Source organism: Pseudonocardia sp. (assembly GCF_050250275.1).
In the GTDB taxonomy this organism is placed as follows: domain Bacteria; phylum Actinomycetota; class Actinomycetes; order Mycobacteriales; family Pseudonocardiaceae; genus Pseudonocardia.
In genome coordinates this window covers 54020-79666 of the sequence record NZ_JBFWOY010000002.1, presented here as the reverse complement: position 1 = coordinate 79666, position 25647 = coordinate 54020, and the positions used below count along the sequence as shown (strand labels likewise).

The following is a 25647-nucleotide window of genomic DNA, read 5'->3' as shown; positions in this document are numbered from 1 at the left end:
CATCCCCACCCCACGTGGGCGGGCCGTAGGCTCACCGCGTGGCCGCACCCACCGTGACCGCCGGGCCGGCGTCCGAGCCGCCCGCGCCGTCACGCAGGCGAGCCCGCGTCGACGCGCTCCTGCGGCTCCTCGTCGCCGCGGGCGCCGGCGTCCTCCTCTACGGGAGCTTCCCGCCGCGGACGTTGTGGTGGCTCGCCCCGATCGCGTTCGCGCTGCTCGGTGCCGTGCTGCGGGGCCGGCGGGCCCGTACCGGGTTCCTGCTCGGGTTCGTGTTCGGCCTCGGCTTCCTGCTGCCGCTGCTGCACTGGACGGGCGGCTACGTCGGTGCGCTGCCGTGGCTCGCGCTGTCGGTGGCCGAGGCGGTGTTCATGGGCGCCGCCGCCGCGGGTATGGCGCGGGTGTCGACGCTGCCGGCCGGGCCGCTGTGGGCGGCCGCGGTGTGGATCGCGGGGGAGGCGGTCCGCAGCCGCGTCCCGTTCGGCGGGTTCCCGTGGGGGCGGATCGGGTTCGGCCAGGCCGACGGCCCGCTGCTGCCGGTCGCGTCGGTCGGCGGTGTGGAGATCCTCGGGTTCGTGACGGTCCTGGCCGGTCTCGCCGTCGCGGAGACCGCGCGCCGGCTGGCCGAGCCGGCCGGTCGCCGGCGCGCCGCGTGGCCCGCGATCCTGGTCGTCCTGGCGCTCGCGGCCGGCCCGCTGTCGCTGCTCGTGCCGGTCGCGAGCGCCGCACCGTCGACGACGGTCGTCGTCGCCGCCGTCCAGGGCAACGTGCCGCGGCTGGGGCTGGACTTCAACGCCCAGCGCCGCGCCGTCCTCGACAACCATGTGGCGGTCACCGAGCAGCTCGCCGCCGACGTCGCCGCCGGCCGGCAGCCGCAGCCCGACATCGTGATCTGGCCGGAGAACTCCTCCGACATCGACCCGCTGCGCAACGCCGACGCCGCCGCCCGGATCGACCGGGCCGCGACGGCGATCAGGGCCCCGATCCTCGTCGGCGCCGTCCTGGTCAACCCCGACGGTGCGACGACGTCGAACTCGGCGCTGGTGTGGGAGGCGGGCGCGGGCGTCGTGGAGCGCACCGACAAGCGGCGCGTGATGCCGTTCGGCGAGTACATGCCGTGGCGGTCGTTCTTCCGGCTGTTCTCCTCCTACGTCGACCGGGCCGGCAACTTCGTGCCCGGGCCGGGCGCGGGTGTGGTCGACATGGCCGGGGTGCAGGTGGGCGTCGCGATCTGCTGGGAGGTCGCGTTCGACGACCTGGTCGACGACAGTGTCGACGCCGGTGCCACGATGCTCGCGGTGCCCAGCAACAACGCGACGTTCGGGCTGTCGGAGATGACGTTCCAGCAGCTGGCGATGTCGCGGGTGCGGGCTGTCGAGCACGACCGCTCGGTCGTCGTGGCGACGACGTCGGGCGTCTCGGCGACCATCGACGCCGACGGCGCGGTGACGGCCCGGACCGGGCAGTTCGTGCCGGGAGTGCTGGTCGATCGAACCGTGCTGAAGCACACGACTACGCTTGCTACCCGGCTGCGGTCGGTTCCCGAGTGGGTACTGACCGCTGTCGGCGTCCTGGCCATCGGTGCCGCGGTCATCCGCGGCCGCCGCGACCGGGTCGCAACGGGAGGACCGCACGACGTGGCCCCCGCCGCACGAGAGGACGGACATGGCTGAGCCCGTCGGGCCGGTGCTCGTGGTGATCCCCACCTATCAGGAGCGCGAGAACATCGCCCTGATCGTGAAGCGGGTCCACGCGTCGGTACCGGAGGCCGACGTCCTCGTCGTCGACGACGGCAGCCCCGACGGCACCGGGGAGCTGGCCGACGAGATGGCGGCCGCCGACGAGCGCGTGCGGGTGCTGCACCGCACCGAGAAGGCCGGGCTGGGTGCGGCGTACGTGGCCGGGTTCGGGCAGGCGCTCGCGGGGCCGTACCAGGTGATCGTCGAGATGGATGCCGACGGTTCGCACGCCCCCGAGGACCTGCCGGAGCTGCTCGCGGCGCTCGAGTCCGGCGGGGGAGCGGATCTGGTGCTGGGGTCGCGCTACGTGCCGGGCGGTCGCGTCGTGAACTGGCCGGCGCACCGGCAGCTGCTCTCGCGCGGGGCGAACCTGTATGCGCGGCTGGCGCTGGGCGCGCCGATCAAGGACATCACGGGCGGCTACCGGGCGTTCCGCCGCCAGGTGCTCGAGGATCTCGACATCTCGACGGTCGCGTCGACGGGCTACTGCTTCCAGGTCGACATGGCGTGGCGCACGCAGCAGGCCGGGTTCCGGGTGCGCGAGGTTCCGATCACGTTCACCGAGCGCGAGCTCGGGGCGTCCAAGATGAGCCTCGAGGTCATGGTCGAGGCGTTGTACCGGATCGCGACGTGGGGTGTGCGGCACCGGCTCCGGCGTTTCCGGCGGCCGTCGACGACCGCGGCCTGATCCGGGCAGACGAAAAGCCGGAGCCGGGCCCCACGGGAGGTGGCCCGGCTCCGGCTGGTTCCGCGGCGATCGCCGCACCGGCTCGCCCTGTGCGGGCGAGCGGTGTCAGGCGATCTCTGCGCGCCGCTCGCGCAGCAGTTCGAGGCGCTCGGAGAGCAGCTCCTCGAGCTCACCCAGGGAACGACGCTCGAGGAGCATGTCCCAGTGGGTACGCGGCGGCTTGGTCTTCTTCTGCTCCGGTTCGGCCCCGTCGACGCGCTTGCCGAGGCCACCCTGTGGAGACTCCCAGGTGGCGGGGGCCTCCGCGTCGTTGGCGAAAGGCACCTCGAACTCGCGGCCGTTCGGGGACACATAGCGGACGATCTGCCGCGGTGCAAGATCGTGGTTGCGGTCGGTCTCGTAGCTGACAGCCCCGAGCCGGCTGCCACGGAGCACGCGGTCGGCCATGCGTCACCCTCCCGTCCTCAGCCGAGGGACGTTGCCCTCGACGGTTACGTACCTGCCACGCGGTGTAACGTCACCGGCACAGGCGTCCATTCCCAATCGACGGGCGCCCGTACAGGTGTCGGTCACTGTTGACCGTCGCCTGACTACGGACGCCCCGACAGCAGAGTGTCCACTATCCGACGCGCTGACACACGCGGTTGTGACGTGTCTGCCATATGTGACTTAGCTCACACTCGTTCGGCAACTTGTTCACACGGCCGAAAAGTGCCGTTACCGAAGCGTCCCGGGACGTGCCGCGGCCCCCGTGCCGCACCCGGATGCCGCGTCCTGCCGCCGGGACGCAGCGGTCAGGACGCCCGCTCGCCGACCACCGGAACCTCTACGCCACGAGCGGGCGGCCGGACGCGCCACATCGCGAGGAGCCCCATCAGCAGCACCGCGAGGATGCCGATGATGCCCGCGCGGTCGGACTGGAACCAGAAGGTGAACACCCCGACCAGCGTCGGGGCGAGGAACGACACCGCGCGCCCCGTCGTCGCGTAGAGGCCGAACATCTGCGCCTCCCGCCCGGGCGGGGCCAGCAACGCCATGTAGGTCCGCGCCGACGCCTGCGCCGGGCCGACGAACAGGCACAGCCCCAGCCCGAAGATCCAGAACATCGTCGGGCCCGAGAGCAGGCCCAGCGTCGTGCCGAACAGCAGCAGCCCGACCAGCGACCCCATCACGACTGCCTTCGGCCCGACCTTGTCGTCGATCCAGCCCGCGGTGAACGCTCCGAGTGCCGACACGACGTTGGCAGCGACGCCGAAGATCAGCACGTCACCGGCGTCGATCCCGTACACCGTCACGGCGAGCACGGCGCCGAAGGTGAAGATCGCGGCGAGGCCGTCGCGGAACAGCGCGCTCGCGCCGAGGAAGTACACGGTGTGCGGCTCGTGGCGGTACAGGTCACGCAGGTCGAGGAACAGTCGCCGGTAGGAGGCGACGACGCCGAGGCGCACCTCGCGGGCCCGGGCGGGCGGCTCGGGGACCGACAGGAACAGCGGAATCGCGAACGCCGCGAACCACACCGCGGCCACGATCCCCACGAGCCGGATGTTGAGCCCGCCCTCGGTGCTGACCCCCAGCGCGCCACCGTCGCCCGCGATCAGCCCGACGTAGACGATCAGCAGCAGGATGATGCCGCCGAAGTAGCCCATCGCCCACCCGAAGCCGGAGACGCGGCCGATCGTCGCCGGGGTGGAGACCTGGCGCAGCAGCGCGTTGTAGGAGACCGAGGCGAGCTCGAAGCAGACCGAGCCGATCGAGAGCAGGACCAGGCCGAGCCACAGGTAGCGCCAGTCGCTCTGCACGGCGAACATCGCCGCCATCGACGCGACGGTCACCGCCGTCCAGATGCCGACGGACAGCTTGCGCCGGCCACCGTCGGCGCGCTGGCCGATGACTGGGGCGAGCAGCGCGATGAACAGGCCCGAGATGCCCAGCGACCAGCCGAGCCAGCTGTTCGCGCTGACCGGCCCGGGCAGGTCCTTGCCGACGGAGTCGGTCAGGTAGACCGAGAAGACGAACGTGAGGATGACCGCGTTGAACGCCGAGGACCCGGTGTCCCACAGTCCCCACGCCACGACCTGACGGCGGGGTACCCGCGCCGGAACGGACGGTTCGGTCGGGACGGGAGCACTCACGCGCGCAGCGTAGCGGCGGGCGGGGCGCCCGGACGCGATTTCAGCCCGCCCACGCGTCGCGGCTCTGCAGCACCTCACGCAGCAGGTCGGGACGGTCCGACAGCAGACCGTCGACGCCCATGTCGAGCAGCTCGCCCATCTCGTCGGCGGTGTCGACGGTCCACACGTGGACCTCGCGCTCGGTCGCGTGGGCGATGGCGAGCAGCGCGGCGTCGACGACGGTGAGCGCACCGAAGCGGCGCGGCAGCTGCGCGAGCCCGCCGAGCACGGGCGGCAGCAGCGGCACCCGGGCCAGCAACGACAGCGGGCCGGGCAGCGCCTCGAGCCACGCCCGCCCGCGCAGGCCGACCGCGGAGAGCTGCGCCATCGACGTCATGAGCCGGTCGCCGGCGGCGGCGCGGGCCTGACGCAGCCAGCGTTCGTCGAACGAGCCGAGGCATACGCGGTGCCAGGCGTCGGCGCGGTCGAGGACGTCGAGCGTCGGCAGCACCGCGGCCGCGGACTTGATCTCGATGGTGATGCGGGTGTCCGGCAGCTCGGCGAGCACCTGCTCCAGCCGCGGCACGGGTTGCCTGCCGGCGACCTTCGCCCGCTCGATCTCGACGGCGGGCAGCGCGCCCAGCAGCCCCCGGCCGTCGGTGGTGCGGTCGAGGGAACGGTCGTGGTGGACCATCACGACGCCGTCGACGCTGGCGTGGACGTCCATCTCCAGGTAGCCGAAGCCCTCGTCGACCGCCCGGTGGAACGCCGCGAGCGTGTTCTCGCAGCCGGCGAGCTCTCCGACGTGCCAGCCCCGGTGGGCGTAGGCACGCGGGTAGGGCCCGTCGAGGTAGGGATGGCGGGACACGCGACCACCTTGCCAGCACGGACCGGTACGGCGCGACGAGCCCGTCGTGGCCGTCGGGTGAACAGCGACTCAGCTGCGGCGCGGCAGCCGGGGCCGGTCCGGCGCCAGCAGTGGGGCCATCAGGTCGCCGTGCTCGCCGATGCGGGCGGGGAGGTCGTCGAGGGTGAACACGAGGTCGCCGGGGGCACGGCAGGCCCGCACCTCGTCCCACGTCACGGGCGTGGCGACGGTGGGGCGGGCACGGCCGCGCAGCGAGTAGCTCGCGATCGTCGTCTTCGCCGGGTTGTTCTGGCTCCAGTCGACGAACACCTTGCCGCGCCTGCGTGCCTTGGCCATGACGGCGGTGACGCGGCGCGGCATCTCGGCGGCCAGCGTCTCGGCGACCTGCCGGGCGTACTCGCCGGTGCGCTCGGCATCGGGCACCGTGACCGGCACGTAGACCTGCATGCCCTTGCTGCCGCTGGTCCGCGGGTGAGCGGTGAGCCCGTCGTCGGCGAGCAGGTCCACGATGCGTTCGGCGACGCGGCAGCAGTCGACGATCGTCGTGCCCTCGCCGGGGTCGAGGTCGAACACGACGAGGTCGGGGACGTTGCGCCCGCCGCGGGGGCCGACCGTCCACTGCGGCACGTGCAGCTCCAGCGCGGCGAGGTTGGCCGCCCAGGCGAGGGCCTCGGCGTCGTCGAGCAGCGGGAAGTCGGCCGACTCCGAACGGCCGCCCGGCGTCCCGACGCGGGCGGTGCGGACCCACGACGGCGCGTGCCGCGAGACGTCCTTCTCGAAGAACGACTGCTTCTCCACCCCGTCGGGCCAGCGCACCATCGTCACGGGCCGGTCGCGCAGGTGCGGGAGCATCACCTCGGCGACGGCGAGGTAGTGGCCGAGCACCTGCGCCTTCGTCGTCCCGGTGAGCGGGTAGAGGACCTTGTCGGGGTTGGTCAGCCGCGCCCGCCCGACTCCGTCGCGCGGGGCGGGGGGAGCGGGTTCGCGGGCCGGTGCCGCCGCCGAGGTCGCGACCTCCACCCAGTCCTCGCTCTGCTTCCCCGGCCGGTACGGCGACCCGCCCCGCTTGGCGACGACGACCGGCAGCCCCTGCTGGGCCGCCGCGTCGACGACCTCGGCCCCCGCACCGGGGTAGGCGGGTGCGAGCCGCCAGGCCGGGCCGGTGAGGTCGAGACCGTCGAGCAGCTCGCGGCGCTGCGCGAACGGCACGTCGAGGGTGTCGCGGCCGTCGAGATGGAGCAGGTCGCCGATCCAGAGCCGCGCGTCGCGTCGCGGGTTGCCCACGAGCTCGGCGTCGACCAGCAGCGGTGTCGCCCCGACCGAGGGCCCGAACGCCCGCAGCGCCGGCACCTCCAGCTCCGCACCGTCGGCGTCGGTGAACCGGGCCCGGCCGCCGTCGACACGGACCAGGACGCGCCTGCCGCCGAAACCGATCTGCAGCCACCAGTCCTCGCCGGTGGGGAGCGGGCCGGGTATGGCGAGCATCGGCAGGGCGTCCCGGGGGAGCGGGTCGCGGCCCTCGGCGCCCGCGGACCGGCGGACGATCCAGCCGTCGCGGCGCTCCTTGTCGCTGCGCACGAACACGAACCGGCCACGCGCCCGCTCGCCGCGCAGCTCGACGGCGACCTCCCGCGACGACCACTTCTGCGTCTCGTAGGTGCCGGTGTCCCAGATCGTCATGGTCCCGGCGCCGTACTCGCCGGCCGGGATCTCACCGGAGAAGTCGAGGTACTCCATCGGATGGTCCTCGGTGCGGACCGCGAGCCGGACCGTCTCGCCGTCCACCGGCAACCCCTTGGGGACCGCCCAGGAGACGAGGACCCCGTCGCGTTCGAGCCGGACGTCCCAGTGCAGGGCGCTCGCGTGGTGCTCCTGGACGACGAAGCGGCCTCCCGCGTGGTCGGAGCCGTCGACGACCGGGTCGTCGTGGGGGACCGGCTCCGGGGTCTTCGCGCGGTCGCGTTTGCGCCGGTACTCGTCGAGGGGCACGTGGCCAGGCTAGAGCGACCGCGGCCCCGGGGGGTGGTGGTGGCACCCGTGGGTCGAGGTGTGTCAGGGGCCTTGCCCACAGCACGTCCGGGTGACAACATAGCCTTACCTGACCGTCGCGAAGGGTCGCCTCAATGTATGTGTGTATCTGCGCAGCCGTCACCGAGACGGAGCTGCTCGAGTGCATCGACAGCGGTGCTCGCACGGTCGACGAGATCGGCGACGCATGCGGTGCCGGCACCGGCTGCGGCGGCTGCGTCGACACCGTCGACGTCTTCCTCGCAGCGGCGGACTGCCCTTCGGAGCTGTCACAGCTACCCATGACGGCTTAGGCGATACGACCGAACAGCAAGGTCAGCCTAGGTTTCCAGTAGTCGGTCCTGCACGGACCGCGCATTCCGCGGGTCACTACGCTGCTGGTCATGCGAGGCGACCCCGAGATCATCTCTCTGCTCAACGAGCAGCTCACCAGCGAACTGACGGCGATCAACCAGTACTTCCTGCACGCGAAGATGCAGCAGAACTGGGGCCTGACGAAGCTCGCGGCCTACACCCGCGCAGAGTCCATCGACGAGATGCGGCACGCGGAGAAGATCACCGACCGCATCCTGTTCCTCGAGGGCCTGCCCAACTACCAGCGGATCTTCCAGCTGCGGATCGGCCAGACCGTCCGCGAGCAGCTGCAGTCCGACCTGGCCGTCGAGCTGGAGGTCGTCGAGCGGCTGCGCCCGGGCGTCACGATGTGCCGCTCCAAGGGCGACCACACGACGGCGAACCTCTTCGAGGAGATCCTCGCCGACGAGGAGCACCACATCGACTACATCGAGACCAACCTCGAGCTGATCGACAAGCTCGGCGAGCAGCTCTACCTCGCCCAGCTCGTCGACCAGCCGCCCAACCCGGGCTGATCCACCACCGCGCACTCCCACCACGTCTCCGGAGCCCGTCCGCTGGGTCGCCTCAGCGGGCGGGCTCCGTCGCACGAGCCGGCACCTTCACGCGCACCACCTCTACGCGCCCCGACGAGCTGCACGACGCCACCGGCCGCGGCAGGTGAGCCGCCCGGCCGTTCCCCGGTCCTGGCGGCGACAGCCACCGCCGGGACGTGGCACGATCGCTGCGTGGCCGAACCGACTGGGCACACGGGACCGTCCCCGGACCGCCTGCGCGACCTGGCGCGCCTGCGACGTGTGCGCGACCGGATCGACCGCGACTACGCCCAGCCGCTCGACGTCGAAGCCCTCGCCCGCGGCGTGCACATGTCCGCCGGCCACCTGAGCCGCGAGTTCCGCCGCGCCTACGGCGAGTCGCCCTACAGCTACCTCATGACACGGCGCATCGAACGCGCGATGGCGCTGCTGCGCCGCGACGACCTGTCGGTCACCGAGGTGTGCTTCGCCGTCGGCTGCGCGTCGCTGGGCACCTTCAGCACCCGGTTCACCGAGCTGGTCGGCATGCCGCCGAGTGTCTACCGGCGCAGCCAGGGCGACGCGACGGAGGGCATGGTGCCGTGCGTCTCCAAACAGGTCACCCGACCGATCAGGAATCGAGAAGCACCCGCGGCCGCGGCGCCCCTAGCGTGACCGGCATGGATATCACCATTCACTCCAGCTTCCTCCCGCAGACCGACCCGGAGGCCGCGCTGGCCTTCTACCGTGACGCCCTCGGCTTCGAGGTCCGCCTCGACGTCGGCTACGAGGGGATGCGCTGGATCACCGTGGGCCCCGTCGGCCAGTCGACCTCGATCGTGCTCTACCCGCCGCAGGCCAGCCCCGGCCTCACCGACGAGGAGAAGCGCACCATCGAGGAGATGATGGCCAAGGGCACCTACGCCAGCGTCCTGCTCGCGACCAAGGACCTCGACGCCACGTTCGAGAAGGTGCAGGCCACCGAGGCGGAAGTGGTCCAGGAGCCCACCGAGCAGCCCTACGGCGTGCGCGACTGCGCGTTCCGCGACCCCGCGGGCAACATGGTCCGCATCCAGGAACAGCGCTGACCCGACCGCCGACCACACCGCGCGACCCCGCCGGCCCGTGCCGGACGGGGGTCGCGCCGTCCACCCCGCCACACCCGAGGGAGCCACGATGAGCACGGCCACGAGGACCGACGCCCCGCCTGCGGCAACGGGAGCCGAGCACCCCGCGGACAGCCACGACCTCATCCGCGTGCACGGCGCGCGCGTCAACAACCTCAAGGACGTCAGCGTCGAGCTCCCCAAACGACGCCTCACCGTCTTCACCGGCGTCTCCGGCTCCGGGAAGAGCTCCCTGGTGTTCCACACGATCGCCGCCGAGTCCCAGCGGCTGATCAACGAGACCTACAGCGCGTTCGTCCAGGGCTTCATGCCGTCGCTGGGGCGCCCCGACGTCGACGTCCTCGACGGCCTGACCACGGCGATCATCGTCGACCAGCAGCGGATGGGCGCCGACCCGCGCTCCACCGTCGGCACCGCGACCGACGCCAACGCCATGCTGCGCATCCTGTTCAGCCGCCTCGGCACCCCGCACATCGGCTCGGCGCAGGCCTTCTCCTTCAACGTCGCCTCGATCAGCGGCGCCGGTGCCGTCACCATCGAGAAGGCCGGCCAGAAGGTGAAGGAGCGCCGCGAGTTCTCCATCACCGGCGGCATGTGCCCTCGCTGCGAGGGCCGCGGCTCCGTCAACGACATCAACCTCGCCGCGCTCTACGACGAGACGAAGTCGCTCAACGAGAGCGCCGTCATGATCCCCGGCTACAGCATGGACGGCTGGTACGGGCGCATCTTCCGCGGCTGCGGCTTCTTCGACCCCGACAAGCCGATCGCGAAGTACACCAAGCGCGAGCTGAACGACCTGCTGTACAAGGAGCCCACCAAGATCAAGGTCGAGGGCATCAACCTCACCTTCTCCGGGCTCGTCCCGTCGATCCAGAAGTCGTACCTGTCCAAGGACATCGACGCCCTGCAGCCGCACATCCGCGCGTTCGTCGAGCGCGTCGCCACCTTCACGACGTGCCCGGAGTGCGACGGGACCCGGCTGTCCGAGGCCGCCCGGTCCTCGACGATCAAGGGCATCTCGATCGCCGACGCCTGCCGGATGCAGATCAGCGACCTCGCCGAATGGGTCCGCGACCTCGACGAGCCCTCCGTCGCGCCGCTGCTGACGACGCTGCGCCACACCCTCGACTCGTTCGTCGACATCGGTCTCGGCTACCTGTCGCTGGAACGCCCCTCGGGCACCCTGTCGGGCGGGGAGGCCCAGCGCACCAAGATGATCCGCCACCTCGGGTCGTCGCTCACCGACGTCACCTACGTCTTCGACGAACCCACCGTCGGCCTGCACCCCCACGACATCGCGCGGATGAACGCGCTGCTGCGCCAGCTGCGCGACAAGGGGAACACCGTCCTCGTCGTCGAGCACAAGCCCGAGGCCATCGCGATCGCCGACCACGTCGTCGACATCGGGCCCGGCGCCGGCAGCGGCGGGGGAGAGATCGTCTTCGAGGGCACCGTGGAGGGCCTGCGCGCCAGCGGCACCCTCACCGGCCGCCACCTCGACGACCGCTCCTCCCTCAAGCAGTCCGTACGGTCAGCGACCGGCGCGATCGAGATCCGGGGCGCCGACACCCACAACCTGCGCGGTGTCGACGTCGACATCCCCACCGGCGTCCTCGTCGTCGTCACCGGCGTCGCGGGCTCGGGCAAGAGCTCGCTGATCCACGGCTCGGTGGCCGGCCGTGACGGCGTAGTCGCCGTCGACCAGGGCGCGATCCGCGGCTCACGGCGCAGCAACCCCGCCACCTACACCGGCCTGCTCGAACCCATCCGCAAGGCGTTCGCCAAGGCCAACGGGGTCAAGCCCGCGCTGTTCAGCGCCAACTCCGAGGGCGCCTGCCCCAACTGCAACGGCAACGGCGTCATCTACACCGACCTCGCGATGATGGCCGGCGTCGCCACCACCTGCGAGGTGTGCGAGGGCAAGCGCTTCGACTCGGCGGTGCTCGACTACCACCTGGGCGGCAAGGACATCAGCCAGGTCCTCACCATGCCGGTGGCCGAGGCGGCCGAGTTCTTCGCCGCGGGCGACGGCAAGGTCCCCGCCGCGCACAAGATCCTCGAACGTCTGGTCGATGTCGGCCTCGGGTACCTCACGATCGGGCAGCCGCTGACGACGCTGTCCGGGGGTGAGCGCCAGCGGCTCAAGCTGGCCACACACATGGGGGAGAAGGGCGGCACCTACATCCTCGACGAGCCGACGACGGGCCTGCACCTGGCCGACGTCGAACAGCTGCTCGGCCTGCTGGACCGGCTCGTCGACGACGGTAAGTCGGTGATCGTCATCGAGCACCACCAGGCGGTCATGGCGCACGCCGACTGGATCGTCGATCTCGGCCCCGGCGCCGGGCACGACGGCGGCACGGTCGTCTTCGAGGGCACACCCGCCGAGCTGGTGGCCGACCGGTCGACGCTGACGGGCCAGCACCTCGCGGCGTACGTCGGAGCCTGATCCGCCGCACGCGGCGACGAACGGGGACGCGGGTCGGGCGGGTGATTATGACAGTTCCGACGTGTTCGGCCCGGGTTCCCGGGATGGCAGGACTCGGTGTCCCACAGGACTTCCGGGGTCGACACCCCGGCTCGGCGCGACCGCGTCAGGCTCACCATCGCGCATCGGACTCGACGTCCGGGACGCGTCCCTGCGAGGCCTCGGCATCGGGTCGGCCCGTCGGCCCGACGAGCTCGACGGAAGGCCTCGTCCGCCCCAGCCGCCCCGCCACCCGGCGATCCGATAATCGATCTTATGACATTACCGAGGTCGTCGTTGCATCAGACGGGAGGCGTCGAGCAGGCCGACGACGGCGCGCACACGGGTCAGGAACGGTACCGACGGGCGTAGCGTGCGGCGGCCGATGCCCGCTCGTCGGCGTTGGCCTCGTCGCGGATCCGTTGCGCGGTACCCGGTGCGTAGCCGGCCCGGCGGACCCGGTGCTCGACGGACCCGTCGGCGGTGAACAGCACGTACTGCAGGGCGACGAGCCATCCGAGCAGGGTGGCGAGTGCTCTGACCCACAGCGGGCCGGGGACCAGCAGCAGGACCGGCACCGTGATCAGCCCGAGCTGCACACAGGCCCGGGCGAAATGGCGGAGCTGCCACGTGGGGCGGGTCGCGTCGTGGAGGACCCACTCGCGGTGGCGAGCGGGAAGGGCTCCCCCGAGTGCGTACCAGAGCCAGCGGAACAGGTTCGGGCGTTGCGGCGTCGTCATGTCGGGCCCGGCTCCGGCCGCCCTCGCCGCGTGCGGTGGTGCTGTCTGCACATCACCATCGTCGAGGTCCCCCCGGATGCGGCTGGGCCCGACGGCTCACGCCCCCGCATCCCGCTCGCCCCGGATGGGCGACGTGTCCCGCACACGGTGTCACCCTACCGGGTTGCCGGGATCGACAGTTTCCATGATCTGCAACAGCAGCGTCGACGGAGCGCTCCCCCGCGGCCCGGGCACCGGCGTTCCGGCTAGAGGTCGTTGCCGGCATAGGAGAGGTTGAAGCTCTTGTTGACCAGCGGGAAGTCGGGAACGATCGTGTCGGCGAGCGCGACCGGCAGCGCGGGCCAGTTGAAGAAGCTCGGGTCGACGATCCTGAGGCGGCGCACCGTGCCGTCGTCGGCCAGTTCGACACGGTGGGTGATGGTGCCGCGCCAACCCTCGACGATGCCCACCCCCGAGCGGCCCACCCCCGAGCGGCCCGCGCCGGGCCGGGCGTGCGGGTCCACGCGGTGGGCCGGTCCGTCGAGACGTTCGGCCAGGGCGGCGATCGTCGCGACGGCGAGATCGATCTCCTCGCGGCGCACCTGGAAGCGGGCGAGCACGTCACCGCCGGTGTGGGTGTGCGTGGCCCGGGGCAGCTCACCGGGGAGCGTGGGGTGGTCGTGGCGGGCGTCGACGGCGAGGCCGCTGGCGCGCGCGACGTAGCCGAGGGTGCCGAGCTCGGCGGCCTGGTCGCGGGTCAGGACCGCGGTGCCGGCGAACCGGTCGTGGACGACGCTGTGCCCGAGCGCGAGACCCGCGATCTCCGCGACGTCGGCGGCCACCCTGGCGAGCACCGCGGGATCGGGCAGCGCGTGGACGGCCGCGCCACCGGGGACGACGGCGCCGCGGAGCAGGCGGTGTCCGGTGACCTGGTCGTTGAGCCGCAGCAGCCGCTCCCGGACACGCTGGGCGTGGGCGTTCAGGATGCCGTGGCCGACGTCGTTGCACAGCGCACCGAGGTCGTTGACGTGGTTGTAGAGCCGCTCCAGCTCCAGCAGCACCGCGCGCAGCCGGTGGGTCTGCGGGCCGACGTCGACGCCCAGGGCGTCCTCGACCGCCTGGCAGAACGCGACCCCGTGGCCCACGGTGGTGTCACCGCTCGCCCGCTGGGCGATCTCGAGCGCGTCGGCCGGGTCGCGGCCCTCGACGAGCTTCTCCAGCCCGCGGTGGACGAACCACAGCCGGGCCTTGAGCTTGAGGATCGTCTCGCCGACCACCGAGAAGCGGAAGTGTCCCGGCTCGATCATGCCGGCGTGCACGGGCCCGACCGGGATCTCGTAGACGCCGGGCCCGTCCACCGGGCGGAACGGGTAGGGGCCGTCGGGGTCGCCGAACGCCGGGGCCGGACCGGCGTCGGACAGCATCGGGTACCAGCCGCGGGGCCAGTGGAAGTGCCGGACGAGCCGGCGCGGCAGCGGGTGGCCGGCCGGCTCGATGCCGAACAGGTCGCGCAGCTCGCGTTCGAACCGGCCGGCCGGGAACGACAGCGCGGCCAGGCTCGGGATGGCCGGTCTGCCGGGATCGAGGTGGACGTGCAGCTCGGTGCGCACGTCCACTCCGGGCTGCACGAACAGGTGGACCGTGCGCAGGCCGCCGCCGGACGGGCGGTCGTCGTGCCCGGCGACGAGCGCGAGCCGGGCGCCCCCGGCGAGCAGTGCCGCGGCGCGCTCGGGCAGCGCGTCGGCGGGCACCGTCGAGACGATCCGACGCGGGCCGGGGTGGGCGGAGGTCGATGTCGTCACGGTGCTCCGGTGAGGGTCTGCGCGGCCTGGGTGATCAGCTCGGTGAGCGGGCCCGCCGTCACACCGAGCACCGCGACGGCGATCAGCCCGGCGGCCAGGGCGAACGCCGTGGCCCGTGGCAGCCGCCGGGACGCGGCCGCCGCCCCGGGCCCGTCCGGTGCGGGCCCCAGCAGCATTGCCCCGGTGTGGCGCAGCAGCGCCGCCCCGATCACGACGACGAGCACCAGCGCGGCGACGACGGCCCAGCCGACGGCCGGTCCGGCGTCGCCGCCCAGCCCGGCCCGCACGATCGCCACCTCGCTGGCGAACAGGCTGAACGGCGGCAACCCGAGCAGGGCCAGCACCGCGAGGCCCGTCGCGGCCGCCAGGCCGGGCTGGGTCGCGACGAGCCCGCGCACGCGGTCGATCCGGCTGGTTCCGGTGAGCTGGGCGATCCGGCCGGCGCCGACGAACGCGACGCTCTTGGCCAGCCCGTGGCCGAGCATGTGCAGCAGCACGGCCGCGGTCGCGGCCGGTCCGCCGATGCCTGCGCCGAGGGCCAGCAAGCCCATGTGCTCGATGCTGGAGTAGGCCAGCATCCGCTTGTAGTCGCGTTGGGCCAGCAGCAGCGACGCCGCCACGACGAGGGAGGCGAGGGCTGCGCCGAGCAGCAGCGCCCGGGTGAACCCGGGGCCGAGCGCGGCGTCGGCGACGACCTTGACGCGCAGGACGGCGGAGAACGACACGGCCAGCAGGACACCGGACATGAGCGCGGAGACCGGGGCGGGCGCCTGGCTGTGCGCGTCGGGCAGCCAGGCGTGCAGCGGGGCGAGCCCGGCCTTCGTCCCGAAGCCCAGCAGGAGCAGGACCACCGCGATCCGGGTGACGTCGGGATCGAGGGTGGGAGCGGCGACGACGAGCCCGGCCCAGTCGAGACCAGGCCCGTCGCCCCCCGCGGAGGCGGCCGCGTGCGCGGCGGCGTGGTTGAGCACCACCAGGCCCAGCAGCGCCAGCGCGATGCCTGTGGAGCAGATGACGACGTACTTCCAGGCGGCCTCCACCGCGCCCCGGGTGCGCCCCTGGCCGACGAGGAAGGCGGTGACGATGGTCGTCGCCTCGACCGCGACCCACAGCACCCCGAGGTCCGCGGCCAGCACGGCCAGGGCCATCGCGGCCAGGAACGCGTGCACGAGCACGCCCTGGCGCCGGGCGGTGCTCGGTGTGAGTCGCCCGGCGGCGACCTCCGTCGCCACGTGCGCGGGCATCGCGGTCGCGGCGACGGTCGCCACCGCGCCGATCACGACCAGCATGAAGGCGCTGAGCGCATCGACCCGCAGCCCGGCGGTCGCGACGGGTCCGGCGCCGACGACGTGCACGGCGAGGACGGCCGCGGCGGTCAGCATGGCGAGCGCGCAGCCGATGCCCGCGACGCCTGCCGTGCGCCGGCCCGCGACGGCGCAGCCGCCGGCGGTGAGCGCCGGGAGGGCGATCGGCGCGACCGCGAGCGCGGTGAGGGTGGGTGTCGTCATCGGTCCCGCAGCTCCCGCAGCTCGCCGAGGTCGACGTCGCCGAAGGTGTCGCGGATCCGCCCCGCGAGTACCTGCAGCACGAGCACCACCAGCAACACGTCCAGCGCCACCCCGACCTCGACGACGAGCCCGATGCCCGACGTGGTGAGGAACCCGGCGGCGGTGATCCCGTTGTCCACCAGGAGGAAGCCGACGAGCTGGGAGACCGTGTGCCGGCGGGTCACGAGGACGAGCAGCCCGATCAGGACCACGGCGACCGCCACCGGGACCGCGCGCGTCGCGGGCGACCCGCCGAGCTCGACGAGCGGGACCGAGACGGAGAAGGCCAGCAGCACGAGCGCGGCGACGGCCAGCAGCGACGCCGCGACGTTGAGCACCGGCCGCACCTCGCGGAGAGGTCCCGCCGCGGCGAGCGCGCGGCGCAGCAGCCACGGCAGCAGTCCCCCGCGCACCGCCAGGACCCCGACCGCGACGAGCCCGAGCTCGACGGAGTGCTGCGCCCAGGCCAGCACCCCGACCAGCGCTCCGAGCGCGACCCCGTGCGCGGTGAAGATCCGCAGGATCGTCGGCAGGTCGCGCCGCCACACCACCAGCACGGCGGTGAGCAGCAGCGCGCCTGCCGCGACGTCGAGCAGCGCGAGGGCGGGAGGGCTCATGGCCGTGTGCTCCATTCCGGTGTGTCCTCCACCTGGCATCGGTTCGGTCAGCCGAGGACGTAGGCGGTGGCGACGGCGAGCAGGGCCAGCAGGAACGACCCGGCCAGCAGCTCGGGCACCCGGAACAACCGCAGCTTGGCCAGGAACACCTCGGCGGCGGCCAGCACCGCGCCCACCAGCGCGACCTTGACCACGAGCGCGGCGACGCCGACGGCCAGGGCGAGCGGGGTCGCGGTGGTGGCGATCCCCCAGGGCACGAACAGCGAGGTGAACAGCCCGAGGTAGACCGACAGCCGCATCGCCGAGCCCAGCTCGACGAGCGCGAGGTCCGGGCCCGCGTACTCCAGGACCATCGCCTCGTGGATCATCGTCAGCTCGAGGTGGGTCGACGGGTTGTCCACCGGCAGCCGGCCGGTCTCGGCCACGATCACGGTCGCCAGCGCGGCCGCCGCCAGCACGGTGGTCGGTGAGATCAGCCGCTGCGGGTCGTCGAGGGCGGTGCCGACGATCGTCGGCAGGCTGGTCGAGCCGGTGGGGACCGACAGCGCGAAGATCGCGACCAGGGCCGTCGGCTCGACCAGCGCGAGGACCGTCACCTCCCGGCTCGCGCCCATCCCGCCGAACGCGGTCCCGCTGTCCAGCCCGGCGAGCGCGATCACCACCGTGGCGTGGGCGAGCAGCGCGACGACGACGAACAGGTCCGCGACGCCCGGCACCGCCGATGCGGTGGTGACCAGCGGGGCCACGACCGCGACGACCAGGGTCATCGCCACGAGCAGCACCGGGGCGGCCCGGAAGACCTCCGTCGTGCCCCGCGGGGAGATCGACTGCTTGCGCGCCAACTTGCGCAGGTCCCGCCAGGGCTGACCGACGCCCGGCCCGGCGCGGCCCTCCAGCCGGGCCCGGACCTGGCGCATCAGACCCACCAGCAGCGGCGCCCCGCCGACGACCACCACCGCCTGCAGCACGCCCCCGGCGACCCCGAGGGCGCTCACCTGGTCACCACCAGCAGCGCGAGCAGCCCGCACAGCGTGACGAACCCGTAGCCGAGGTAGCGGTGCACGCTCCCGGTCGCCAGGTTGCGCCCGGCACGGCCCCACGCCGTCGCCGCGTGCAGCAGCGGAGTGTAGAGCCGGCGTTCGACCCGGTCGGGCAGCGTGCGCCGGTAGGCCACCGCGGCGACCAGGTGCCGCGACTGCTGGTGGTGGCTCACGTCGACGTCCTGCTCCGGGGCCAGCACGTCGTCGAACACCCGTTGCAGCGGTTCGGCGAACGACGTCGCCGTGTACTCCATGCGTGAGGACAGCGGCCCGGCCCCGCAGTCCCACAGGCGCGCCTGCCTGCGGTCACGGCGGCGGGCCGCCAGCCGCGCGAAGACCACGACCGTCGCCGTCGCCGCGACCAGCGCCGCGACCAGGAGCACGGGCGAGAGCACGCCGGTGACCCCGACGAGCTCGACGGCGACCGTCCCGGTGACCGCGGGCGCGGCGTGCACGACGGCACCTGCGACCTCGGCCAGCGTCGGGAGCACGGCCGTCGGGCCGACGGCGAGCGCCACGCAGGCCAGCGCCGCCACCACGATCCCGCCGAGCAGTGTCGGGCCGCTCTCGGTGGCGCTCGCCGCTCCCCCGCCGCGCGGCCGGCCGAGGAACCCGATCCCGAACGCCTTCACGAACGTCGCGACGGCGAGCCCGGCGGTCAGTGCGATCGCCGCGACCCCGAGCGGCAGCACCACCGCGGGCACCACGCCGGGTGCGGGCAGCCCGTGGATCAGCGCCTGCAGCAGCAGCCACTCGCTGACGAACGCGGCGCCGGGCGGCAGCGCCGACGCCGACAGCGCGCCGAGGCCGAACGCCGCCGTCGTCACGGGCATCCGGCGGCGCAGCCCGCCGAGCGCGTCCAGGTCACGCGTCCCGGTCGCGTGCAGGACCGAGCCCGCGGACAGGAACAGCACGGTCTTGAACGCCGCGTGCGTCATGACGTGCAGCAGCGCGGCGGTCAGCGCCAGCCCGGCGAGCGCCCGGTTGCCGCCGGCGGCGAACATCCCGCACGCGCCGACACCGACCAGCACGAGGCCCATGTTCTCGGTCGTCGAGTAGCCGAGCAGCCGTTTGAGATCGCTGCCGACCGCGGCCTGCAGGATTCCGTACACCGCCGAGGCCGCACCGAGCACGAGCACCGTCACCCACCACCACGAGGGGCCGCCGCCGAGCAGGTCGACACCGACCCGCACGATCCCGTAGACGCCCAGGTTCACCATCGCCGCCGACATCAGTGCCGACACGTGGCTCGGCGCCTCGGGATGGGCCCGCGGCAGCCACGGGTGCAGCGGCACCATGCCTGCCTTCGACCCGAACCCGGCCAGGCAGGCGAGGAAGGCCAGGCTCGCCGCCGCGGGCGACAACCCGTCCGCGGCGGCGCGCAGCGCGGCGAAGGAGCCGTCGCCGGCCCCGCCCGCCGCGACCAGCAACCCGACCATGATCGCCACGAACCCGGCGTGGGTCATGACCGCGTACCAGAGCCCGGCCGAGGCCACCGCGCGACGCTCCCGGTGCTCGGCGACGACGAGCACCAGCGAGGTCAGCGCCATCAGCTCCCAGCAGTACAGCAGCGTCCCGACGCTGCCCGCGGCCGGGACCAGGAGCAGCGACCCGACGAACGCGGGCAGTGCGGCCTGCACGCCGGGTCCGTCGAGGCCGTGGCGCGCGGCCCCGATCGCGTAGGTGCCGGCGGCGACCGCCACGGCGCCACCCACCGCGAGGAACACCCCCGACAACGGATCGACGTCGAGCTGCAGACCGATCAGCGGAAGCAGTTCGGGGAGCGCGAACGACCAGGTCGTACCGGTCATCGCGACCACGCCCGCAACGGCGCCCCCCAACCCCGCCGCCACCACGCTCAGCCCGGTCACGGCAGGCCGGGGGCGGCGCGGCACCAGCGGGGCCGCCACGGTCCCGGCCAGTGCGACGGTGAGCGCGGACACCAGGGCCCAGCCCACCGCGTTCACGAACCCACCCCGTTCACCGGCCGGTCAACAGTCGCAGCGCGGCCACGATCGTCTCCGGGCGCGGTGGGCAGCCGGCGACCTCCAGATCGACCGGGACGACGTCGGCGACCGACCCGACGACGCCGTACGCCCCGGCGAACACGCCGCAGTTGCGTGCACAGTCCCCCACCGCGACGACGACCTTCGGCTCGGGCACCGCCTCGTAGGTCCGGCGCAGCGGTTCGGCCATGTTCCGGGTCACCACGCCGGTGACGACGAGTGCGTCGGCGTGCCGGGGCGATGCGACCAGCCGGGCGCCGTAGCGCTCCGCGTCGTACACCGGCCCGAACGCAGCGCCGATCTCCACCTCGCACCCGTTGCACGATCCCGCGTCGACGTGGCGGATCTGCACCGACCCGGCCAGCTCACCGGCCATCGCGGGGACCTCGGCCGCGGCCGGCGCGGGTTCGGCGATCCGGCCGACCCGCCGGATCGCCCGCCCCAGGCTCAGCACCGGGCCGCCCCGGCCCGGTCGGGGTTCAGGCCAGCCGCAGCTCCTCGAGCAGCTCCGCCTGCCCGGACAGGACGCCGGTGAGGATCGCCCGCGCGACGGCGAGCAGCTCCGAGACCTCCGGGCCCGTCAGCGAGTAGAACACCGCCGAGCCCTCCTTGCGCGTGCGGACCAGACCGGCCCGGCGCAGCACGGCCAGCTGCTGGGAGAGATTCGCCGGCTCGACGGCGATCTCGGCGAGCAGCTCCGACACGGCGTGCTCGCGCACGCTCAACAGCTCCAGCACCCGGATCCGCACCGGGTGGCCGAGCGTCTTGAAGAACTCCGCCTTCGCCTGATACAGCGGCGTGCTCATCAACGCCCACCTCCTTCGGCGTCCTATCTTCACACGCGCTCATCAATTGCAGACATTAGCAACTGCGTAAGTCTGTGTGCGCGGGGGCCCGGGATCGTGTCGGCCGGTCAGTACCCCACCGCCTCCCGCAGCAGCAGGACGGTCGCGCGGCCGGGGCGCTGCTCGGCGTTGAGCACGAGCAGGCTGTTGACCGCGCTCGGCCGCCCGTAGGCCGCCCTGGCACGGACGCTCTCCAGCGGCAGGGCGTGCTCCTCGATCCGGCGCAGCGCGGTGGCGAGGTCGGGCACCACCTTCTGCGCCCCGACCACCCACACCGCCCGGCCCGCGCCGCCCGCATACGCCGGGACCTGGCTGCCGCTGCCCGACGCGACGACGATCGAGCCGGTCTCGGTGACCGCGGCGACGCTGCCCACCACGACGTCCGGCACGGAGATCAGCCGGCGGATCTCGTCGGCGGCAGTGCCACGGTCCATCGCCAGGACCCGCGGCTTGGCGGGGACGTACCGGGTACCGGCGTTGATGTCGGCGTCGATGCCCGACAGCCGCAGCGTCTCGCTCGCGGAGGTGAACACCGTCGCCCCGGCGGGGAGCAGGTCCTGGACCCGGCGGCGTGCGGCTGCGGCGTCGTCGAGGATCTCCACGGCGAAGCCGTGCGCCGTCAGCGCCGCGGCCGCCGCCTCCAGACGCTCCGCGGGAACCGCCTCGGCGAACGACACGGCCGGACCCGGCGCGGCGTCCGCGGACGGGGTGGTGTCGAGGTGGCGGAGCTCGTAGACGCGCTCGCGGTCCGCGGTGGCCTGGTCTGTCATCGTCTCCCCCTGGGGTGTCGTGGAGCCCGTGCGGCTCACCGGGTTCGACGACGTACCCGGTCGTGTTGTGAGGTCGGGCCTCACAACCGGGGCGGTTCGCACGTCGGTCAGGGCAAGGATGGACAGGAAACGGAGGGTCCGATGACCGACGGAACCGATCCCGCGATCGACGCGGTCGTCCGTGAGCGTCGGCAGCTGCTCAACCTCGCCTACCGGCTGCTGGGCTCGCTGGCCGAGGCGGAGGACGCCGTGCAGGAGGCCTACGCCCGGTGGTACGGCCTCTCCGACGAGGGACGCCGCGCTGTCGTGAATCCGGGCGCCTGGCTGACCCGGGTCGCCGGGCGGGTGTGCCTGGACCAGCTCCGTTCGGCCCGCGCCAAGCGCGAGCACTACGTCGGGGACTGGGTCCCCGAGCCGCTGCCCGAGCCCGCCGGGCCGGCCGACCCGGCCTCGCAGGTGACGCTGGACGAGTCGGTGACCATGGCGTTCCTTCGTGGTGCTCGATGCGATGACCCCGGCCGAGCGGGTCGCCTTCGTGCTGCACGACGTGTTCGGCTACCCGTTCGCCGAGGTCGCCGAGGTCGTCGGGCGCACACCGGCGGCCTGCCGGCAGCTGGCGACCTCGGCGCGGCGGCGGATCCGGGCGTCCACGGCCGAGGCGCCCGGATCGTCCGGCCGGGCCGGGGTGGTCCGCGAGTTCCGGCGGGCGTGGGAGGCCAAGGACGTCGCCGCGCTCGTCGGGCTCCTCGACCCGGACGCGGTGGCCGTGGCCGACGGCGGCGGCGTCGCGCTCGCGCACCTGGAGCCGATCCGCGGCGCGGAGCAGGTGGCCCGCGCCTACGTCGAGATCGCCCGCGTGGCCCCCGGCGTCACCCTGCTGGAACGGACGGTCAACGGGCTGCCCGGCCTGATCGCCCGCAAGGACGGGGTGACCCTCACGGTCTACGCCTTCGACGTCGTGGACGGCCGCGTCACGCGCATCTGGGCGGTCCGCAACCCCGCCAAGCTCCGGCCGTGGTCGCGGGCCTGACCCGCCCCACGGCGCCGGGACACCGCGGCGCCCGGGACGCCGAACCACACCACACGCCGACACCCGACCTGCCCGGTCACGGTCCGGCTCCGTACCCGGTGTCGTCGAGGCGGCCGCGGCTCATGACGAGCACCCGGTCGGCGTAGCTGTGCAGCCGCGGCACGTCGTGGCTGACGACGAGGACGGCGGTTCCGGCGTCGGCGACCGTGCGCAGCAGCGTGGTGATCTCGGTGGCGGTGGTGACGTCGAGGCTGGCGGTCGGTTCGTCGGCGACGAGCAGCCGGGGCCGGGCGGCCAGCGCGCGGGCGATCGCGACGCGCTGGGCCTGGCCCACGGACAGGGTGCCGGGTAGCCGGCGTGGGTCGATGTCGCCGAGCCCGACCCGGTCGAGCGCGTCCGCGGCGAGTGCCTGGGCACGGGCCCGGGAGGGCCGTTCGCCGCGGGCCCGGCCGGGCTCGGTGAGGGTGCGCCACAGCGGCCAGCGGTGGTCCAGCGACGAGACCGGGTCCTGGAAGACCGGCATGACCAGGCCGGGGCGCCGCGGGCCTGGCGCCGAGGTGTCGCGGCCGTCGAGGCGCACGGTGCCGGTGTCGGGGTGTTCCATGCCGGCGACGATCCGGGCGAGCGTCGACTTCCCCGACCCGGACGGGCCGGTGACACCGACGATCTCGCCCGTGCGCACGGTGAGTGTGGCCCCGTCGACGGCGGTGACCGTGCCGCCGGGCAGCCGGTAGCGGCGGGACACGTCGGATGCCTCCGCGACCGGGGCGCCCCGGTTCGGTCGGTGGGCGCGGGCGGGCACCGTGGCGGCGGCGAGCAGGTGGCGGGTCCGGTCGGAGTCGGGGCGGGTGAGTACCTGTGCGGCGGCGCCGTGTTCGACCACGCGGCCGCTGTCGAGGACGACCAGGGTGTCGGCGTGCCGGGCGACGAGCGAGAGATCGTGGCTGATCAGCAGGAGCGCGCCGCAGGCGGCTGTGATCGCGTCGAGGACCTCGTCGGCGAGGTGGGCGTCGAGCGCGCTGGTGGGCTCGTCGGCAAGGGTCAGTGTCGGGGTGTGCGCGGTCGCGGCGACGAGGGTGGCGCGTTGGAGCATCCCGCCCGACCACTGGTGCGGATGCTGGCGCAGCCGGGCGCCGGCGTCGTCGATGCCGGTGGCGGTCAGCGCTGCGGTGGCGGCACCGGCCGGGGGGCGCTCCCGGTGGGCCCGCCAGGTCTCGTCGATGTGGTGGCCGACGGTGCGCAGCGGGTCGCACGCGGCGAAGGGGTCCTGCGGAACGTAACCGATCACTTTGCCGCGCAACGCCCGCAGCTCTCGTTCGGGCAGGCCGAGGACGTCGCGCCCGGCGACCCGGATCGTCCCGGACGTGCGGGTCCCGGGCGGCAGGAGCCCGAGGACGGCGCGGACCAGGCTGGTCTTGCCGCTGCCGGAGCGGCCGACCACGGCGGCGCGCTCGTCGGCGTCGAGACGCAGGCAGACGCTGTCGAGGGCACGCAGCCCGTTCGGGTAGACCACGGTGAGGTCGGCGATCTCGAGGGGCGGGGCCTGCGGTGACGGGCTCACGTCGGTCGGGCGGGGTCGAGGACGTCGCGCAGGGCGTCACCGATCAGCGACGCCGCGGCGACGGCGAGCACGATCCCGGCGCACGGGCCGGCGAGCTGCCAGGGGGCGTAGGCGAAGGTCTCGCGACCGTCGGCGAGCATGCTGCCCCACTCCGCGGTCGGCGGCTGCGCGCCGAGGCCGAGGAACGACAGTCCACCCAGCGCGAGGACGGTCTCGCCGAGTCCGATCGTGGCCGCGACCAGTACCTGCACCCCGGCGGCGGGCAGCACATGGGTGACCGCGGCGCGGCTGCGGCTGATCCCGGCCATCCGGGCGGCGACGACGTCCGGGCGCGCGGCGCAGCCGCGGGCGACACTGCGGGCCAGCCGGGCGAACGGGGCCCACGAGGTGAGCGACATGGCGAGGACGAGGTTGGCGAACCCGGGCCCGAGCATCGCGACGACGGCCAGGGTGAGGACCAGGGAGGGCAGGCCGAGCAGTACGTCGGTGAGCCGGACCGCGACCGTGTCGACGACTCCGCCGAGAACCCCGGCGAGGGTGCCGACGACCAGGCCGACCCCTGCCGCGAGCGCCATCACCAGCAATGCCGCGCCCAGTGAGGTCCCGGCCCCGGCGACGCTGCGGGCCAGCAGGTCGCGGCCGGCCTGGTCGGTGCCCAGCCAATGGGTTGCCGACGGCGCGGTGAGCTGGGCGGTGTAGTCGGTGAGGTTCGGGTCGGGCAGCAACCACGGCCCCACCACGGCGACGACGGCGAGCAGCGTCGCGATGCCCAGACCTGCGACGGCCGCAGGGCGGGCCAGCAACCGCCGCCACACCGCGGCGGGCGGGGTGGCCCCGTCGAGCGTGCCGCGGGCGGGCGGTACGAGTATCCCGGCGCCGATCACGTCGGCGTCCGCAGCCGTGGGTCGACGAGCGTGGCGATCAGGTCGGTGACCAGGCTGGTCAGGACGAACGCCAGGACCGCGACCAGGGTGAACCCCACGACGACGGGCATGTCACGGGCGTCGATGGCCTCGACGGTGAAGCGCCCGATGCCGGGCCAGGTGAACACCGACTCGACGATCGGCGCCCCACCGAGCAGGAAGCCCGCGCCGAGCCCGACCATCGTGAGGAACGGGGGTGCGGCGTTGGGCAGCTCGTGGGCCCACAGCCGCCGCCACGGGCCCGCCCCGCGCGCGGTGCTGACCCGCAGATGCGGCGCCGACCGTGCCTCCAGCAGGGCGGTGCGCAGCACCCGCGACCAGGTCGTCGCGCTGGCCAGGGCGAGCACGAGCGCGGGCAGGAACACCGTCGCCCAGGTCCCGTCGGCGATCACCCGCCCGTATCCCCAGCGCACCACGAGCACATCGAGGACGACCACCCCGATCACGAACGTCGGGACGGCGATCATCGCCAGCCCCACGACCCGGGCAACGGTGTCCGGCCACCGGCCCGGGGCGGCCGCGGCCAGCGCGGCGAGCAGCATCGCCAGCACGATCGCGATGCCGAGGGCGGCCACGGTCAGCCGCAGCGTCGCCGGCAGCAGCGTCACGAAGTCGTCGACGACCGGCCGCCCGCTCCGCCACGAGATCCCGAGGTCACCGGTGAGGGCGCCACCGGCCCAGCGCCCGAACCGCACGAGGAGCGGGTCGTCGAGATGCAGCTCGCCACGCACCGCCGCGACGGCGACCGCGCTGGGCTGCTGCACCCCACGGGCCAGCAGGACGCGTCGCGCGGGATCGCCAGGGGTGACGGCGAGCATCGCGAAGATCAGTACGCCTGCGCCCGCCAGGGTCAGCACCGCCTGGCCGGACCGGCGCGCGAGGACGCGCAGCAC

General features: G+C 73.6%; 23 protein-coding genes and 1 pseudogene. 8 read left to right on the top strand and 16 right to left on the bottom strand.

The window, feature by feature from the left end:
• The first annotated feature begins 38 nt into the window (after window positions 1-38).
• Together lnt and AB7F12_RS02450 are read left to right on the top strand one after the other, a co-directional pair.
• The gene (gene lnt / locus AB7F12_RS02455) at window positions 39-1670 is read left to right on the top strand and encodes an apolipoprotein N-acyltransferase (RefSeq protein WP_428498060.1); all 1632 of its coding nucleotides are present in this window, start codon (window positions 39-41) and stop codon (window positions 1668-1670) included.
• Window positions 1663-2424, top strand: coding sequence for a polyprenol monophosphomannose synthase (locus AB7F12_RS02450; RefSeq protein ID WP_428498059.1), 762 nt, complete (start codon window positions 1663-1665; stop codon window positions 2422-2424). Before lnt ends, AB7F12_RS02450 begins: the two co-directional genes overlap by 8 nt.
• A 105-nt stretch (window positions 2425-2529) precedes the next feature.
• Here the strand turns inward: AB7F12_RS02450 and AB7F12_RS02445 are convergent, their stop codons facing one another.
• The 4 genes from AB7F12_RS02445 to ligD all read right to left on the bottom strand — a co-directional run bounded on the left by AB7F12_RS02445 (window position 2530) and on the right by ligD (window position 7392).
• Complete coding sequence (locus tag AB7F12_RS02445; protein WP_428498058.1) at window positions 2530-2871, bottom strand: RNA polymerase-binding protein RbpA; 342 nt, start codon at window positions 2869-2871, stop codon at window positions 2530-2532.
• A 347-nt stretch (window positions 2872-3218) separates the two neighbouring features.
• Window positions 3219-4556: an MFS transporter gene (locus AB7F12_RS02440; RefSeq protein WP_428516285.1), complete on the bottom strand. Its 1338-nt coding sequence runs from the start codon at window positions 4554-4556 to the stop codon at window positions 3219-3221.
• A gap of 40 nt (window positions 4557-4596) precedes the next feature.
• Entirely contained in the window at window positions 4597-5403 is an 807-nt protein-coding gene (locus tag AB7F12_RS02435; protein ID WP_428501229.1) for a glycerophosphodiester phosphodiesterase family protein, read from the bottom strand.
• A gap of 69 nt (window positions 5404-5472) precedes the next feature.
• Window positions 5473-7392 (bottom strand): non-homologous end-joining DNA ligase, encoded by a 1920-nt coding sequence (gene ligD / locus AB7F12_RS02430; RefSeq protein WP_428501230.1) that lies wholly within the window; start codon window positions 7390-7392, stop codon window positions 5473-5475.
• Window positions 7393-7526: 134 nt separating this feature from the next.
• Between ligD and AB7F12_RS02425 the strand changes: the two genes are divergently transcribed.
• The 5 genes from AB7F12_RS02425 (at window position 7527) to AB7F12_RS02405 (ending at window position 11876) form a co-directional block, all read left to right on the top strand.
• Window positions 7527-7724, top strand: coding sequence for a (2Fe-2S)-binding protein (locus tag AB7F12_RS02425; protein WP_428501231.1), 198 nt, complete (start codon window positions 7527-7529; stop codon window positions 7722-7724).
• A gap of 90 nt (window positions 7725-7814) precedes the next feature.
• Entirely contained in the window at window positions 7815-8300 is a 486-nt protein-coding gene (gene bfr, locus AB7F12_RS02420) for a bacterioferritin (protein WP_428501232.1), read from the top strand.
• Between the two features lie 213 nt (window positions 8301-8513).
• Entirely contained in the window at window positions 8514-8975 is a 462-nt protein-coding gene (locus AB7F12_RS02415) for a helix-turn-helix transcriptional regulator (RefSeq protein WP_428501233.1), read from the top strand.
• Window positions 8976-8980: 5 nt separating this feature from the next.
• A complete protein-coding gene (locus AB7F12_RS02410) occupies window positions 8981-9388 on the top strand; it encodes a VOC family protein (RefSeq protein ID WP_428501234.1) in 408 nt (135 codons plus the stop codon).
• A gap of 88 nt (window positions 9389-9476) precedes the next feature.
• On the top strand, window positions 9477-11876 hold the full coding sequence (locus AB7F12_RS02405; protein ID WP_428501235.1) for an ATP-binding cassette domain-containing protein: 2400 nt from the start codon (window positions 9477-9479) through the stop codon (window positions 11874-11876).
• 365 nt (window positions 11877-12241) lie between these two features.
• Here the strand turns inward: AB7F12_RS02405 and AB7F12_RS02400 are convergent, their stop codons facing one another.
• The 9 genes from AB7F12_RS02400 to AB7F12_RS02360 form a co-directional block, all read right to left on the bottom strand.
• Entirely contained in the window at window positions 12242-12634 is a 393-nt protein-coding gene (locus tag AB7F12_RS02400) for a DUF5313 domain-containing protein (RefSeq protein WP_428501236.1), read from the bottom strand.
• Between the two features lie 245 nt (window positions 12635-12879).
• A complete protein-coding gene (locus tag AB7F12_RS02395; protein ID WP_428501237.1) occupies window positions 12880-14415 on the bottom strand; it encodes a nickel-dependent hydrogenase large subunit in 1536 nt (511 codons plus the stop codon).
• Window positions 14412-15923, bottom strand: a complete 1512-nt coding sequence (locus tag AB7F12_RS02390) for a proton-conducting transporter membrane subunit (protein ID WP_428501238.1) — start codon at window positions 15921-15923, stop codon at window positions 14412-14414. Before AB7F12_RS02390 ends, AB7F12_RS02395 begins: the two co-directional genes overlap by 4 nt.
• The gene (locus AB7F12_RS02385; protein ID WP_428501239.1) at window positions 15920-16579 is read right to left on the bottom strand and encodes a hypothetical protein; all 660 of its coding nucleotides are present in this window, start codon (window positions 16577-16579) and stop codon (window positions 15920-15922) included. The genes AB7F12_RS02390 and AB7F12_RS02385 overlap by 4 nt, the downstream gene beginning before the upstream one ends.
• A 47-nt stretch (window positions 16580-16626) precedes the next feature.
• The gene (locus tag AB7F12_RS02380) at window positions 16627-17574 is read right to left on the bottom strand and encodes a respiratory chain complex I subunit 1 family protein (RefSeq protein WP_428501240.1); all 948 of its coding nucleotides are present in this window, start codon (window positions 17572-17574) and stop codon (window positions 16627-16629) included.
• Window positions 17571-19586 carry a proton-conducting transporter membrane subunit gene (locus tag AB7F12_RS02375; RefSeq protein WP_428501241.1) on the bottom strand — a complete coding sequence of 672 codons (2016 nt, stop codon included), beginning with the start codon at window positions 19584-19586 and terminating at the stop codon, window positions 17571-17573. Before AB7F12_RS02375 ends, AB7F12_RS02380 begins: the two co-directional genes overlap by 4 nt.
• A gap of 13 nt (window positions 19587-19599) precedes the next feature.
• The gene (locus tag AB7F12_RS02370; RefSeq protein WP_428501242.1) at window positions 19600-20079 is read right to left on the bottom strand and encodes an NADH-quinone oxidoreductase subunit B family protein; all 480 of its coding nucleotides are present in this window, start codon (window positions 20077-20079) and stop codon (window positions 19600-19602) included.
• Window positions 20080-20104: 25 nt separating this feature from the next.
• Window positions 20105-20431 carry an ArsR/SmtB family transcription factor gene (locus AB7F12_RS02365; RefSeq protein ID WP_428501243.1) on the bottom strand — a complete coding sequence of 109 codons (327 nt, stop codon included), beginning with the start codon at window positions 20429-20431 and terminating at the stop codon, window positions 20105-20107.
• Between the two features lie 107 nt (window positions 20432-20538).
• Window positions 20539-21240 (bottom strand): LUD domain-containing protein, encoded by a 702-nt coding sequence (locus AB7F12_RS02360; RefSeq protein WP_428501244.1) that lies wholly within the window; start codon window positions 21238-21240, stop codon window positions 20539-20541.
• Between the two features lie 141 nt (window positions 21241-21381).
• Here AB7F12_RS02360 and sigJ point away from each other — a divergent pair.
• Window positions 21382-22270, top strand: a pseudogene (gene sigJ, locus AB7F12_RS02355) (RNA polymerase sigma factor SigJ).
• Between the two features lie 76 nt (window positions 22271-22346).
• Here sigJ and AB7F12_RS02350 read toward each other — a convergent pair.
• From AB7F12_RS02350 to AB7F12_RS02340, 3 genes are read right to left on the bottom strand one after another with little or no spacing between them, the layout of a single operon-like run.
• Window positions 22347-23831: an ABC transporter ATP-binding protein gene (locus AB7F12_RS02350; RefSeq protein WP_428516287.1), complete on the bottom strand. Its 1485-nt coding sequence runs from the start codon at window positions 23829-23831 to the stop codon at window positions 22347-22349.
• A complete protein-coding gene (locus tag AB7F12_RS02345; protein WP_428501246.1) occupies window positions 23828-24715 on the bottom strand; it encodes an ABC transporter permease in 888 nt (295 codons plus the stop codon). Before AB7F12_RS02345 ends, AB7F12_RS02350 begins: the two co-directional genes overlap by 4 nt.
• The gene (locus AB7F12_RS02340) at window positions 24712-25647 is read right to left on the bottom strand and encodes an ABC transporter permease (RefSeq protein WP_428501247.1); all 936 of its coding nucleotides are present in this window, start codon (window positions 25645-25647) and stop codon (window positions 24712-24714) included. The genes AB7F12_RS02345 and AB7F12_RS02340 overlap by 4 nt, the downstream gene beginning before the upstream one ends.

Bases quoted from the DNA above. Each gene is read 5' to 3' on its own strand.
- AB7F12_RS02400 (WP_428501236.1), bottom strand. From the start codon at position 12,634: ATGACGACGCCGCAACGCCCGAACCTGTTCCGCTGGCTCTGGTACGCA.
- AB7F12_RS02445 (WP_428498058.1), bottom strand. From the start codon at position 2,871: ATGGCCGACCGCGTGCTCCGTGGCAGCCGGCTCGGGGCTGTCAGCTAC.
- AB7F12_RS02410 (WP_428501234.1), top strand. From the start codon at position 8,981: ATGGATATCACCATTCACTCCAGCTTCCTCCCGCAGACCGACCCGGAG.
- AB7F12_RS02425 (WP_428501231.1), top strand. From the start codon at position 7,527: ATGTATGTGTGTATCTGCGCAGCCGTCACCGAGACGGAGCTGCTCGAG.
- AB7F12_RS02450 (WP_428498059.1), top strand. From the start codon at position 1,663: ATGGCTGAGCCCGTCGGGCCGGTGCTCGTGGTGATCCCCACCTATCAG.
- AB7F12_RS02405 (WP_428501235.1), top strand. From the start codon at position 9,477: ATGAGCACGGCCACGAGGACCGACGCCCCGCCTGCGGCAACGGGAGCC.
- AB7F12_RS02385 (WP_428501239.1), bottom strand. From the start codon at position 16,579: ATGAGCCCTCCCGCCCTCGCGCTGCTCGACGTCGCGGCAGGCGCGCTG.
- AB7F12_RS02365 (WP_428501243.1), bottom strand. From the start codon at position 20,431: ATGAGCACGCCGCTGTATCAGGCGAAGGCGGAGTTCTTCAAGACGCTC.
- AB7F12_RS02360 (WP_428501244.1), bottom strand. From the start codon at position 21,240: ATGACAGACCAGGCCACCGCGGACCGCGAGCGCGTCTACGAGCTCCGC.
- AB7F12_RS02390 (WP_428501238.1), bottom strand. From the start codon at position 15,923: ATGACGACACCCACCCTCACCGCGCTCGCGGTCGCGCCGATCGCCCTC.
- bfr (WP_428501232.1), top strand. From the start codon at position 7,815: ATGCGAGGCGACCCCGAGATCATCTCTCTGCTCAACGAGCAGCTCACC.